The 13,637-nt window shown below is 69.3% G+C and carries 10 protein-coding genes and 1 riboswitch; of the genes, 5 read left to right on the top strand and 5 right to left on the bottom strand.

Going from position 1 to position 13,637, the window contains the following annotated elements; all coding sequences use genetic code 11:
- The first annotated feature begins 19 nt into the window (after positions 1–19).
- Positions 20–1,060 (top strand): helix-turn-helix transcriptional regulator, encoded by a 1,041-nt coding sequence (locus tag ACYVO6_RS02520; RefSeq protein WP_461056741.1) that lies wholly within the window; start codon positions 20–22, stop codon positions 1,058–1,060.
- Here the strand turns inward: ACYVO6_RS02520 and ACYVO6_RS02515 are convergent, their stop codons facing one another.
- Entirely contained in the window at positions 1,061–1,894 is an 834-nt protein-coding gene (locus ACYVO6_RS02515) for an L-histidine N(alpha)-methyltransferase (RefSeq protein ID WP_461056740.1), read from the bottom strand. It lies immediately after the preceding gene.
- Positions 1,895–1,962: 68 nt separating this feature from the next.
- On the opposite strand from ACYVO6_RS02515, the gene pdxR reads away from it, so the two are divergent.
- A complete protein-coding gene (pdxR, locus tag ACYVO6_RS02510; protein WP_461056739.1) occupies positions 1,963–3,456 on the top strand; it encodes a MocR-like pyridoxine biosynthesis transcription factor PdxR in 1,494 nt (497 codons plus the stop codon).
- 259 nt (positions 3,457–3,715) lie between these two features.
- Here the strand turns inward: pdxR and ACYVO6_RS02505 are convergent, their stop codons facing one another.
- A complete protein-coding gene (locus ACYVO6_RS02505; RefSeq protein ID WP_461056738.1) occupies positions 3,716–4,765 on the bottom strand; it encodes a C40 family peptidase in 1,050 nt (349 codons plus the stop codon).
- A gap of 509 nt (positions 4,766–5,274) precedes the next feature.
- On the opposite strand from ACYVO6_RS02505, the gene ACYVO6_RS02500 reads away from it, so the two are divergent.
- A complete protein-coding gene (locus tag ACYVO6_RS02500; RefSeq protein ID WP_461056737.1) occupies positions 5,275–5,628 on the top strand; it encodes a hypothetical protein in 354 nt (117 codons plus the stop codon).
- A gap of 98 nt (positions 5,629–5,726) precedes the next feature.
- Here ACYVO6_RS02500 and ACYVO6_RS02495 read toward each other — a convergent pair whose 3' ends face one another.
- On the bottom strand, positions 5,727–6,887 hold the full coding sequence (locus tag ACYVO6_RS02495) for a C40 family peptidase (protein WP_461056736.1): 1,161 nt from the start codon (positions 6,885–6,887) through the stop codon (positions 5,727–5,729).
- Positions 6,888–6,894: 7 nt separating this feature from the next.
- A riboswitch (cyclic di-AMP (ydaO/yuaA leader) is annotated at positions 6,895–7,067 on the bottom strand.
- 261 nt (positions 7,068–7,328) lie between these two features.
- On the opposite strand from ACYVO6_RS02495, the gene pcrA reads away from it, so the two are divergent.
- A complete protein-coding gene (gene pcrA / locus ACYVO6_RS02490) occupies positions 7,329–9,794 on the top strand; it encodes a DNA helicase PcrA (RefSeq protein WP_461056735.1) in 2,466 nt (821 codons plus the stop codon).
- Positions 9,795–9,836: 42 nt separating this feature from the next.
- Here pcrA and ACYVO6_RS02485 read toward each other — a convergent pair whose 3' ends face one another.
- Complete coding sequence (locus tag ACYVO6_RS02485; RefSeq protein ID WP_461056734.1) at positions 9,837–11,423, bottom strand: M23 family metallopeptidase; 1,587 nt, start codon at positions 11,421–11,423, stop codon at positions 9,837–9,839.
- 227 nt (positions 11,424–11,650) lie between these two features.
- Positions 11,651–12,610, bottom strand: a complete 960-nt coding sequence (locus ACYVO6_RS02480) for an esterase/lipase family protein (protein ID WP_461056733.1) — start codon at positions 12,608–12,610, stop codon at positions 11,651–11,653.
- 570 nt (positions 12,611–13,180) lie between these two features.
- Between ACYVO6_RS02480 and ACYVO6_RS02475 the strand changes: the two genes are divergently transcribed.
- Complete coding sequence (locus tag ACYVO6_RS02475) at positions 13,181–13,597, top strand: cobalamin B12-binding domain-containing protein (protein ID WP_461057042.1); 417 nt, start codon at positions 13,181–13,183, stop codon at positions 13,595–13,597.
- Positions 13,598–13,637 lie beyond the last annotated feature (40 nt).

Raw genomic sequence — 13,637 nt, 5'->3', positions numbered from 1 at the left:
ACGGCGACATACTTCCCATGTGTGGGAGGAACGGGCTCATCGTGCCCGCCGGGAGATGGTGGCGCTGGCCGCCGCGGGACTCGGCGTCGGCGAACTCCATTCCGCGGCGATCCAGGTGATCGGCACCGCGGTCGGCACCGACCTGACTTGCTGGGCGGCCATCGACCCGGAAACACTGGTGATCAGCACCATGATCAGCGGCGAAACCCGGATACCACCGGAGTACAAACCACGGCTGGCCGAAGCCGAATACTCCGCCGCCGAGCCGCATACGTTCGCCGCGCTGGCTCTGCGCAAGGAACCCGTGGCGAAGCTCTCCGATCTACCGGACCGCGAGCGAGCCCGAAGCGCCAGACTCAACAACGTGTGGCGGCCCTTGGGGCTGGACAGCGAACTGCGCATGCTGTTCCTGGCCGACGGGGCCTGCTGGGGCGCGGCGGGCCTGGTGCGCGCGGGCCGTGACTTCACCGACCGCGAGACGGAGTTCCTCGCCGCAGTGGCGCCCGCCATCGCGGGGGCGACCCGGCTGGCGGTGCGTTCGGAGGCACGCGCGCGGGCTCCTGGCGGACATCCGGCCATCGTCGTCCTCGGTCCGCGCGGCGAACTTCGCTCGGCCACCCCGGCCGCACGGGAATGGCAGGACGGGATCGACGAGATCGCACCCGGGCGGTTCATGCTGATGATGCACGTCATGGCCGTGGGTGCCCGTGCCGCAACCGCGGGGGCATTCCGCGCGCGGTTGCGAGACGCGCGGGGCAGGTGGGCACTCCTCCAGGCCAGCCCGCTGATCGGCGGGGACGACGAGCAGGTTGCCGTAACCATCGAACCGGCGAGCGGCGACCGGCTGATGAGTCTGCTTCTCGTGGCGTACGGTTTGACGTCTCGCGAGCGCGACATCTGCCGCGAGGTGATCGCCGGCCGTTCGACCGCCGATATCGCCGGCCACCTCTTCATCTCCGCCCACACCGTGCAGGACCATCTGAAGTCGATGTTCGCCAAGGTAGGCGTCCGTAGCCGTGGCGAGCTCGTGGCCAGGCTGCGGCCCGGCTCGCAGGGCTGATCACGGCGACTGCGGGTTCACAGCGACAGCCTTGAAGAACGTGTAGTTGAAGGTGCCGTCCTCGGCCAACGTGCGGTGCAGGTCCGCGATGCCCCGATCCCAGCCCGTGGGGGTGACGAGGCCCGCCGCCAGGGCGTCCTCGCGTACGGACTCGATCATGGCGATGAAGGTGTCGCGGGTGAAGCCGCCCACCAGGGTGGGGCGGGAGCGGTCGGTGTAGACGGTGCGGGGGCGGACCGTCACGTCCTCGAATCCGGCACCGGCGATGAGGGGGTGCAGCTCGCGGCCGATCAGGGCGTTCCCGCCTGGTGCGGCCTGGAGTTGGACCAGGCAGTCGATGGCGCCTTGGGCGTACCGGCTGTGGGGGTGGAAGAACGTCGAGCCGTGATCGCCTTCGATGACGGTGAGTGTGCCGCCGGGTCGGAGGACGCGGCGCAGGGCGGTCAGCGCCTGGCGCGGGGCGGCGAGGTGTTCCAGCACGAAGCAGACGAAGATGTGGTCGAACTCGGCGTCCTTGAAGGGAAGTTCGAACAGGTTCGACTGGTGCCACGTCACGTGGGCCTCGGGGAACAGGGCCGTTACGCGGGCGCGGGCCTGGGCGAGTGAAGTGGGCGCGATGTCCACCGCCGTGAAGTGCGCGTCCGGGCTCGCTTCGACCAAGTGGACCGTCTGGGCGCCTACCCCGCAGCCGACCTCCAGGATCTTGCTGCCCGCCGGGTAGGCCGTGCCGGCGTGGAGGAGTTCCGCGAGGGTGTCGGCCTGATCGCCGAGGCGGCGGGTTTCGTGGTCGGAGTAGCCGTGGACGTAGCCGATGGGTGTCGTGGTGGTGGTCATGGGGCGAGCCTCGTCCGAGAATGGTCCGGCGGACAGGTCCAATGGGTGTGCTGTTGAGAGGTCCAAAAATGTCCAAAGACGGGGACTCGTCTGCCGGTTCCGACTTTCTGCAGCTCGACATACAGGATGCGCCGTTCGGTGGGCGGGCCGATTGGCTCGCGGGGCAGCTGCGGCGCGCGATAGCCGACGGGCGGCTGCCGCTCGGAAGCCGGCTACCGGCGACGCGTGTGCTCGCCGCCGAGTTGAGGGTGTCGCGTGGGGTGGTGACCGAGGCGTATCAGCGGCTCTCGGAGGATGGGCATGTGGTGGGGCGGGGGCGTAGGGGGACGGTGGTGGTGGCGGGGCCGGTTGGTGTGGCACGAGTGGGCTCGGCCGTGGGCGGACCCGTTCGGCCTCCTGACTCGCGCCACCGGGCCGACTCTGTCGGCCTGTTCGGCCTTCCGCCGGGCGAGGACGTCTTCGATTTGATACGGGTGGCGCCCGCGCGGATCGATCTGTCGCCCGGAGTACCGGATCTGGCGGCGTTTCCGCGGGCGGCGTGGTTGCGGGCCGAGCGGGAGGTGCTGGGGGAGCTGGCGGCGAGCGGGTTCGGGTACGGGGATCCGCGGGGGACCGTGGAGTTGCGGCGGGCTGCCGCGCACTGGCTGGGGCGGAACCGGGGGATCAGGGTCGAGCCCGATGAGGTGCTGATCGTCGCGGGGACCGCACAGGCGCTCGCGCTGATCGGCGGCGTGCTGCGCCAGGACGGGGTCGAGGAGATCGCTGTGGAGGATCCCGGATCGCTCGGGATTCGTCAGCACCTGGGGAGCCTGGGGCTTCGTACGCCGCCCGTGGCGGTGGACGGCGAGGGCGTGCTCGTATCCGAACTGGCCGATCGGCGGGCGGTGTTACTGACACCGGCTCATCAGTTTCCGACGGGGGTTGTGCTCGGGGGTGAACGGCGCCGGGAGTTGATGCGGTGGGCCGAGGGCGGCGGCCTGGTGGTGGAGGACGACTACGACGCCGAGCACCGCTACGACCGGTTGCCCGTACCGGCGGTGCGGTCGATGATGCCGGAGCGGGTCTGTTACATGGGGAGCGTGTCGAAGCTGCTCGCGCCGGCGCTGCGTATGGGGTGGGTGGTGGCGCCGCGGCGGTACCGGGACGCGCTGGTCGCGGCGAAGCGGTTCGCGGATCTCGGCAATGCGGTGCTCCCGCAGCTCGTACTGGCTCGTCTGATGGAGTCGGGGGAGTTGGAGCGGCATCTGCGGTTGTTGCGGCGGCGTCATCGGCGTCGGCGGGACGCCATGATCGCGGCGATTCGGGCCCATCTGCCGGGGGCGATCGTGCACGGGGCCGCGGCTGGGCTGCATCTGCTGGTGACGTTCGAGGGGCTTGGTTTCGCCGACACCGACCTCGCCGCCGCCTTACTGGCTCGCGGCGTCAAGGTGCACCCACTCTCGTGGCACCGGCAGCGGCCGGGTGGCTCGCCGGGAGTGCTTCTGGGGTACGCGGCGACCGCAACCACCGCGATTGAGGAAGGCGTGGCCACGGTAGGGGAAGCGCTGCGAGCGGTGGCATAAGGAAGCCGCACCTGGGACCGGGGGGCGACTGCAGGCGCACCTCTTCAGGGGCGCGGGGCTGTGACATATGTGGCTCCGCCGCGATGGGGGTCTCCCCGCTCATGGGGGTCCCCCGCTCGAGCGAAGCCGGGAGCGGGGGAGAAGCCGAGAGTGGGGAGCGACCAGCCACAACCGACCCGCACCCGAGGTACTTCCTGAGGGGGCCCGGGGCGCAGCCCCCAGGGACGGGACGGGTGAGGGCGGTGAGGGCGAGACAACCTCACACCACCCTGGTGGCCCCCGCGAACGGCATCTCGTCCAGTGGAGCCAAGCGGACCGGGGCCGAAGGGTTGGGGGCGTGGATCATCTGGCCGTTGCCCACGTAGAGGCCCACATGGCTGATGCTGGAGTAGAAGAACACCAGGTCACCGGGGCGGAGTTCGGAGCGGGGGATGCGCTGGCCGGCGTCGATCTGGGCATACGTCGTCCGAGGCAGCGAGATCCCCGCGGAGCGGTACGCGGCCTGCATGAGGCCCGAGCAGTCGAAGGCGTCGGGTCCGGTGGCGCCCCATACGTACGGGCTGCCGAGCTTGTCGTACGCGTACGAAATCGCAGCCGCAGCCCGGGCGTTGGGAGCCGCAGCGGTCGAGCCCGCATCCCGCGGAGCGGAGCGTGAGGCGCGGGCCGTGGCGGCGTCGTCCGCGCCGATCCGTGCGCGCTGTTCGTCAGTCAGTCGGGACAGCAGCTGCCGGGCCTCGCCCAGCTTTCCGGTGACCGTCTTCTTGTGCCGGTTCAGCGCCGCCTGCTGGGACTTGAGCGAGGTCAGCTCGACACGGGCGGCCCCGCGCAGCTGCTCGATCTCGCGCAGTTGGCCGCGTACGCGCGAAACGGCTGAGGCCTGCCGGCTGCCGGCGCGTTCGGCGAACGCGGCCTCGTCCAGGTACTGATCGGGGTCCGAGGAGAGGATGAGCCGCAGCGCGGGGTCGAGGCCTCCGTCCCGGTACTGCGCGGCGGCCACCGAACCCAGCGCGTCCCGCTCGGAGTTGAGCCGCTCCGTCCGGCGGGCGGCCTCGTCCTGGAGGGAGTCCACCCGGTCCTCCGCCTTGTCGGCCTTCTCCTTCGCCCCGTTGTACTTCTCGGTGGCGACCTCCGCCTCCTGGTACAGCTTGTCGACCTTCGCCCGCACCTGATCCGGTGTCAGCCGCGGCTCGGCGTGCCCCGCCCCGTCGAAGGAGGTCGCGCTCGCCGCGCCCGCGAGCGCGAGCGTGAAGGCTGTGCGGGCCGTATTGCCACCGAGTGAGCGCTGTCTTGGCTTGCGGTGCTCTGCCACCTGGACACACTTCCTTCCCGAAGGGGGGACTTCCGTACGACCGCGGAGGCGTGGGTACGCCCCCGGCGGCGGCCAGAAGCCCCCTGGCGTCCGGCGGCGGCCCGCACAGGGGGAGCGGGCCGCNNGGCGGCCCGCACAGGGGGAGCGGGCCGCCGCCGGATCTTCTCGGCGGTGATGCCCGGCTGCCGCCCCTGGCCCGGGCGGCGGTGGGGAGCCGGTCACCTGGGGAAGGACGCTAAACCTGAGCGGGCGGGCTTGGTAACGCCATGTACGGAACTGTCGGGACTGAGCCGTGCGGTGACCGTATGCGACCGTGATCCCGGCCTGGCGCCGTCGGGTTGACGCGGGGCGTTGACCGATGCGGAGGTTGTGGGGGAGCGGACGGCGCGGCGGTGCTATGGGCTCCGCCGGCGTCTGTCGGGGTCCGTCAGTCTCCGCAGTACGGGCTCCGCCAAGGAGCGCGGGGTGGTGTGAGGCCGTATGCGAGCCCCCGGTTAGGCTCCGGATTCATGGACGTACTCATCCATCTCTTCGTCGGCCTGCACATCATCGGTATCGCCGCACTCCTCGGCGGCTTCCTCACCCAGATGAAGGCGATGGGTGAGGGCACGGCCCGCTTCGGCCCCGCGATGCTCCACGGGGCGTTCACCATGCTCGTCACGGGCGTGATCCTGGTCGGCCTCAACCAGGCCGACGACCAGACGGTCAACAACGTCAAGATCGGCGTCAAGCTGGCGTTGCTGATCGTGATCCTGGGTCTCGTGTATGTGAAGCGGGACGAGGAGAAGGTGGACAAGGGCCTGTTCGGGCTGGTGGGCGGGCTGACCACCGCGAACGTCTTCATCGCGGTGCTCTGGACCTGACGGGCCTTGAAGAACCCCCGTAAGAACCGCCCCTTGAAGAGCCCCGAAAAGGGCTCACGCGCGCGTGCACCCCGAAAAGGGGTCCACGCGCGCGTGCCTCATGCCGGGCGGACCACGCTGTGGATCGGCATGTAGTAGATCGACTCCTCGCGGACGTACGCACCTGGCTTCGGGGCGTGGATCATCATGCCGTCGCCCAGGTAGAGGCCGACGTGGCTGATGTCGTCGTAGAAGAAGACGAGATCGCCGGGCTGGGCGCTGGCGACCGAGACCTGGGTGCCGATCTTGACCTGGTCCCAGGTGGTGCGCGGGAGGGTGACGCCGGCGGCCTTCCAGGCGGCCTGGGTGAGGCCGGAGCAGTCGTAGGAGCCGGGTCCTGAGGCGCCCCAGACGTACGGCTTGCCGGTCTGGGAACGGGCGAAGGCGAGCGCCTTCTCGCCCTTGGCGGTCGAGGTGGCGCTCCCCGCGGAGCTGCCCGTGCCGGTCGAGGTCCCCGCGCCGGTGGAGGGCGCGGGAGTCTGCTGGGCCTGCTGCTGTTGGCGGCGCTGTTCCTCCGCGGCCTGCTGCTGCCGCGCCAGCTCCTCCGCCTTGCGCTGGGCCTCCTCCCGCTTCTCCCGCTCGATCGCCGCGAGCCGCGCCTTCTCCTCGGCGGTCAGCCGCGAGAGCAACTGGCGCGCCTCGGCGAGCTTCCGCTGAACGTCCGCCTTGGACGACTTCAGGGTGTTCTCGGTCTTGGTGAGCGCCTGAAGGCTCTCGGAGGCCTCCTGACGCCGCTGCGTCATCTCGGACTGCTGCGTCGCGTAGTCCTCGACGGCCTGCTGCTGACGGCTGGTCAGCCGGTCCATCAGCTGGTTCTGGTCGAAGTAGTCCTGCGGGGTGTCCGCGAGCAGCAGTGACGCGGTGTCAGGGGCGGCGGCGCCCGTGCGGTACTGCGCGGCGGCGAACGTACCGAGCTCCTCGCGCGCCTCGTTGAGCTTCTGCGTGCGCGAGGCCACGTCGTCAAGGAGGTTGTCGACCTTCTTGCGCTGCTTGCTGCTCTTCTCCTTGGCACCGTTGTACTTCTCGGTCGCCGTCTCCGCCTGCTGGTAGAGGTCGTCGACCTTCTTCTGGACTTCGTCGAGGCTGGGCTGCGGCTCCGCGGAGGGCGAAGCGTTCGCGGTCTGCGACAGGAGAGCCACCGAGGTGAGAGCGGCGGTGGCGAGGGCAGGGGTCCGTATGCCCTTGGGACTGGACGACCGCGCTTTGCGGTGTGGCGCCACGAAGGCGACTCCTTCCGTGCTCCGCCTACCGAGTTAGCTGTCGGGTTCGGGCGTGTGCTTCGGAAGGTTTGCCCTACGGTCCTTGTCCCCTAAGGGAGTTGGACCGATTCACCCCAAAGGTCGGTGGGTCCCCGGCTCCGGGCGGCCACTAGGGCGTTCCGGACTCGGCGGGAGCCGCACGGCCCGGCGACGTTCGCCGGTGGGGGTCGAGCGGCCCACTGCGAAAGCTAACCAACTCGTGTGGCTCTTGTGAAGGTTGATGAGCGAATTGTCCGATACGTTTTCGTGACCTTAGCCTCAGGTGCCATGATCCGTCGCCGACCGTGACGGGACGGTCCTGGAGGGTGAGAGAAATCCCGGCAGGCTCCCGGCAGGGTCGTACCGGCCGAGTTCTCGGGGCGGCGGCGAGGTGTCAGTGGAGGAGCCTAGACTCGGAGAGCGATGAGCAGCCTCTTTGATGACAGCTTCCTGGCGGACCTCAAACCCTCGCGGGACCACGAGGAAGAGCCCCCGCCGCCGCCCGAGGACGAGCACGTACCGGAACAGGTTCCGGACGATCTGTTCGGCGGGAAGTTCGACGTGCCGCCGGACCGGGAGGCCTACTACCGCGATGGTGCCCCGCGTCCCCATGTGGAGGCGGCCACGCTCCTGGAGGGGCTGAACGACAACCAGCGCGCGGCGGTCGTGCATTCCGGCTCCCCCCTGCTCATCGTGGCCGGCGCCGGCTCCGGCAAGACCCGTGTGCTCACACACCGGATCGCGTACCTGCTCGGCGAGCGGAACGTCCACCCGGGCCAGATCCTTGCGATCACGTTCACCAACAAGGCCGCGGGCGAGATGAAGGAGCGCGTCGAGCACCTCGTCGGCCCGCGTGCGAACGCGATGTGGGTGATGACCTTCCACAGCGCCTGCGTCCGCATTCTGCGCCGGGAGTCGAAGAAGCTCGGCTTCACGTCCTCGTTCTCGATCTACGACGCCGCCGACAGCAAGCGCCTCATGGCCCTGGTCTGCCGCGACCTGGACCTCGACCCGAAGCGCTTCCCGCCCAAGTCGTTCAGCGCCAAGATCTCGAACCTGAAGAACGAGCTGATCGACGAAGAGGACTTCGCCGCCCAGGCCTCCGACGGCTTCGAGAAGACCCTCGCCCAGGCCTACGCGATGTACCAGTCACGGCTGCGTGAGGCGAACGCCCTCGACTTCGACGACCTGATCATGACCACGGTCAATCTCTTCCGGGCCTTTCCGGACGTTGCCGAACACTACAGGCGCCGCTTCCGCCACGTACTGGTTGACGAGTACCAGGACACGAACCACGCCCAGTACGCGCTGGTGCGTGAGCTGGTCGGGCCCTCCGGCCCCGAGGGCGACCCGGGCGAGCTGTGCGTCGTGGGCGACGCCGACCAGTCCATCTACGCCTTCCGCGGCGCGACCATCCGCAACATCCTCCAGTTCGAGGAGGACTACCCGGACGCGAAGACGATCCTCCTGGAGCAGAACTACCGCTCCACCCAGACGATCCTCACCGCAGCCAACGCGGTCATCGAGCGCAACGAAAGCCGCCGCCCCAAGAACCTGTGGACCAACGCGGGCGCGGGCGCGCGCATCACGGGCTACGTCGCCGACACGGAGCACGACGAGGCGCAGTTCGTCGCCGACGAGATCGACCGGCTGACCGACGCCGGTGAGGCGAAGGCGGGCGACGTCGCCGTCTTCTACCGTACGAACGCCCAGTCCCGTGTCTTCGAAGAGGTCTTCATCCGCGTCGGCCTGCCCTACAAGGTCGTCGGCGGCGTCCGCTTCTACGAGCGCAAGGAAGTCCGGGACGTCCTCGCGTACTTGAGAGTTCTCGCCAACCCGGAGGACTCCGTACCGCTGAGGCGGATCCTCAATGTCCCCAAGCGGGGCATCGGCGACCGGGCCGAGGCGATGATCGACGCACTCGCCTCGCGGGAGAAGATCAGCTTCTCGCAGGCGCTGCGCCGCGTCGACGAGGCGTACGGCATGGCGGCCCGCTCGACGAACGCCGTCAAGCGGTTCAACACGCTGATGGAGGACCTGCGGACCATCGTCGAGTCGGGCGCGGGCCCGGCGACCGTCCTGGAAGCAATCCTCGAACGCACCGGCTATTTGGCCGAGTTGCAGGCCTCGACCGACCCGCAGGACGAGACCCGCATCGAGAACCTCCAGGAACTGGCCGCCGTGGCCCTGGAGTTCGAGCAGGAGGCCGGCGAGGGCGAGGCATCGGGCGGGCTCTCCGACTTCCTGGAGAGGGTCGCGCTCGTCGCCGACTCCGACCAGATCCCGGACGAGGAAGAGGACGGCTCCGGCGTCATAACGCTGATGACCCTCCACACCGCCAAGGGTCTCGAATTCCCCGTGGTGTTCCTGACCGGCATGGAGGACGGTGTCTTCCCGCACATGCGCGCCCTCGGCCAGACCAAGGAGCTGGAGGAGGAGCGGCGGCTCGCGTATGTCGGCATCACGCGCGCGCGGGAGCGGCTGTATCTGACGCGGTCGTCGATGCGCAGCGCCTGGGGGCAGCCCTCGTACAACCCGCCGTCCCGCTTCCTGGAGGAGATTCCGGACACACATCTGGAGTGGAAGCGGACGGGTTCCATGGGAGCGGTGGCCTCCGGCCCGGCCGCGGGCGTGGCGGCCTCCCTGTCGTCCTCCCGCTCGCGGTCGGTGGCCTCGGGCGCCTCCGGCTTCGCCACGCGGCGGGGCGGTGCCACGGAGAAGCCGGTGGTGTCGCTGGCGGTGGGGGACCGGGTCACCCACGACCAGTTCGGGCTCGGCACGGTGGTCGGCGTGAAGGGCACGGGGTCGAACGCGGAGGCGACGATCGACTTCGGGGACACCAAGCCGAAGCGGCTGCTGCTGCGGTACGCGCCGGTGGAGAAGCTGTAGCCCTGCGGCGGGGCTTGGCGGTCGATCGGCGGGGCGGGTCGGTTACGTCGGGTCGAGGCCGTGGCTGCGAAGCCACGGCAGGGGGTCGATCGCGCCGCCGCCGCCCGGGCGTACCTCGAAGTGGAGGTGCGGGCCCGTCGAGTTGCCGGAGTTGCCGGAGTAGGCGATCGGGTCGCCGGCCTTCACCTCGGTCCCGGAAGCGACCTTGTAGGTGGAGAGATGGCAGTACCACGTCTCCGTACCGTCCTTGGCGGTCACGATCGCCATGTTCCCGTACGCGCTGTTCCACTCCGTACGGACGACGCCGTCGGTTGCGGCCATCACCGTTGTGCCGTACGAGACGGGGAAGTCGATGCCCGAGTGCACGGACATCCAGTTGATGCCGGCCTGGCCGTAGTAGGCGCTGAGCCCGTGCTGCTCGACCGGCAGCACGAACTTCGGACGCAGCCGCTCCTTGCGTGCCGCCTCCGCCGCCGCCCGTTTCTTCTCGGCCTCCTGCTGGGCCTTGAGATCGATCCGCTCCTGCGTACGGCTCGCCCGGTCGGCGAAGTCGTCCGCGTCCGCGGTCAGGCTCTCGAGCTGGGTGTCCAGCTTGTTGTTGGCGATCGCCGGCTGCACAGCGCTTGTGTCGGTCGCGGCCGTCGTCTCATTGCTCTCGTTCTCGCTCCCGCTGCCCACGGACGCGGCCGCGATCCCGGCCACGCCCATCACACACGCGGACGGCACAGCGACCGTCAGCAGAGCGGAACGCTTGGGCGGGGTACGGCGGCGGGAGCGGGAGGCTGCGCGGGATGCGGTGCGTGAACCCGAGCGGGTGGCGACGGGGGTGGTGGCGTGGGCGTCCGGGGCAATCTCTTCGGCACCGTCGAGGAGAGGGGGTTCGTCGTGGCTGCCGGAGCCGGCGTCCGGGTCCAGGTCGTCGGAGGGGTTGAACTCGTCCTCTATGGAGGTCTGTTGTTCGTACGTGACCTGCTCGAAGATCGCTGTGGCCTGCTGGTCGTACGGCTCGTGTTGCTCGTACGACTCGTGCTGGTCGCCGCTGTCGGAGTTCCACGCCGTCGCGTCGTACGCACCCGAGTCGAAGGTCTGCGTATTCCACTGCTGGGCCTGGCCGAACGGTTCGGCCTGGAGCCAGGCGTTCGCGTCCCACTGACCGCTGACGTCGGGGCCCGTGGACTGCGCCGGTATCCCGGTGAGCCGCTGGTGACCGGAGGTGTCCGTCCAGAGACCGGTCGCGTCCTGGCTGCCGGTGTCGTACGCGGCGTGGTGCTGGGCCGCGTACGGGTCGTAGTTCGGCGTCGGGTGACCGCCGAACGTCTGGTGACTGCCGGACCACTGCGTGGCGTCGTACGAACCCGTGCCGCCGCTGCCCGGCAGGTCGCCGAAGAGGGGATCGGACTCGAAGCTCGTCGTGGCCCCGAAGGGCGTCGCCGCGCAGGCACCCGGTGCACCGTATGTGTCGTAGACGCCGGTGGGCGTAGCGTCAAAACCGGTGGCGGCGTAGGCGTCGTACGTGGTGAAGTCGCCGTACTGGACCCCCTGCTCGCCATGCGACGCGAAGTGCGTCGAGGCGGCTTCGGGAGCCGAAGCCGGGGGCGCTACGGTCCCCGACGGGTGACGGTCGTTCACCAACTTCTCTTTCGCCTCGACGACAGGGGCGCTGGCAGAGCAGTGCGGTGACTGTACCCGGCGGTAGACGGGCGCGACAATCTTCGGCTGCCATCCCCTGTTCAGGAAACGGGCATTCGGCTGCCTTTCGGCGGACTGCGGGCGCGGCTTTGGCCTTTCGTTCGATGAGTGTTCGAGGATGTGAGGGTGTTCCTGGGTGTCCGGCCGACGCCTAGGGGGCGTTGCGGCTACGCCACGGTCAGTCCGCCGGCACGGGCGGCGGCAGGGGCTCCCGCCGTCTCTTCGGTGTCGAGTGCCTGCCGTATGCCGGCCGCGACCGCCGGGTGCACGGGCAGGGCGAGGTGACCGACCCCACTCACCCGTACGTTCTGTGCGAGCAGGTCGGGGTGCTCGACACAGGCTGTCTCCAACGGGTCCATCAACTGGTCGAGATCGCTCCAGAAGCTCACAAACCGGGTCCGGCAGGCCGGTGCGGGCTCGCGCAGCTCCTCGAGCACGGTGGAGCCGGGCCGCATCTGCCGCACGATCGGATGCGCGTTCATCAGCGGCACCACGCGCGTGCCCGAGTGCGGTGTGCCCAACGTCACAAGCGTCCGTACGCGGACATCACCGCCCAGGCGCTGCACGTAGTAACGCGCTATCAGTCCGCCGAGGCTGTGGCCGACGATGTCCACCTCCTGCTGACCGGTGCGCTCGCAGATCTCCTCTATGTGCCGGCCGAGCAGCTCGGCAGCGGTACGTATGTCGCAGGTCAGGGGGGAGTAGTTGAGCGACTCGATCTGTTGCCTGCCGTGCTGCGCGAGGGAGCGGCGCAGCAGCACGAACACCGAGCGGTTGTCTATGAACCCGTGGAGGAGGACAACCGGCGGTTTGGGTGGGGTGGGCAGGCGGGTGGCCTCGGCGTCACGGTCGGTCTCGGTCGCGGTCCCGGCGGCGAGGTCGTCGGGTGCGCGGCGGGGCCTGGGGACTGAGGCGGGGGTAAGGGCGGGGGACGGTGAAGCGGCGCCGGGGCGGCGCTCTTGGGTGATACCCGTGGGATAGAGGATCAGGTGTCCCGCGAGGATCGCGACCTCAAGGGCCGTGGCCTTCAGGAGAGTCAGCGAGAGTCCGGCCAGTCTGCTGGGCAACAGCCGTTGACAGAGCGGCAAAAGCGGATAAAAGGGCAGTACTGCCCTGGTGACCTTCATGGCCGACCTCCCGTCGGCGCACGGAAGGACGGCCTTGTCCCCCGTGTGCCCTCATGGGAAACCGCCGACGAGAGCAACGACGGTGCACGGGTGGCGTTTATCACGCCCGTGGAACGACGGGGCCTCCCGTCGTCGTGCATTCGCCGATATGCCGCACCATCCGGCCGCGTGGCTGGCGGCGCGGAGGTACGGCGACCTCGTGGCGGCTCCCCTTGCGCCCGGCCCGGCTGTGGCCCATGTGCCCCAGGGTGCGGGATCGGTGCGCGGCGAACTTGTCCCATCGTGTGATTTCCCCCTCGGTCTCCACCGCGAAACTGCCGGTTGCGGGATGGTAGCGATAACGTTCGTTCACTTCCCCGGCCGACGTGGTGCGGGGTGGCTGTGCCGCTGGGTACACCTGACGTGGGCTGACGTGAAGCGGTTGCGACGAGTCGCCGTCGGCGTCCTGAGGTGTTATCAGTCGATACAAGCCGGTGCGGGACGGTAACAGGTCGATTTGGGTTTTTGCTAGACACGGATTTCCGCAGTCCGGTTCTCTGGAGATCTTGTCGGTTCATGGAGGCAGCAGTGATGGGTGTGGCATCCGGTCCGATCCGTGTGGTGGTGGCCAAGCCGGGGCTCGACGGTCACGATCGTGGGGCCAAGGTGATTGCGCGGGCGTTGCGTGATGCGGGTATGGAGGTCATTTACACCGGCCTCCACCAGACGCCGGAGCAGATCGTCGACACCGCGATCCAAGAGGACGCGGACGCGATCGGGCTCTCCATTCTTTCCGGGGCCCACAACACGCTTTTCGCCGCCGTCATCGAACTCCTCAAGGAGCGCGAGGCGTCGGACATCAAGGTCTTCGGCGGCGGAATCATCCCTGAGGCGGACATTCCGCTCCTTAAGGAGAAGGGTGTCGCCGAGATCTTCACGCCCGGGGCCACGACGGCGTCGATCGTGGACTGGGTCAGGGCCAACGTTCGGCAGCCGACGGGAGCGTAGGGCTCCGCCGGGGTGCGGTAGGCGGGGGTTGGGGTGGGAG

The organism is Streptomyces pseudoechinosporeus (genome assembly GCF_054783935.1).
Note: the sequence above shows the minus strand (reverse complement) of the source record. Positions and strands in the feature narration are given on the sequence as shown.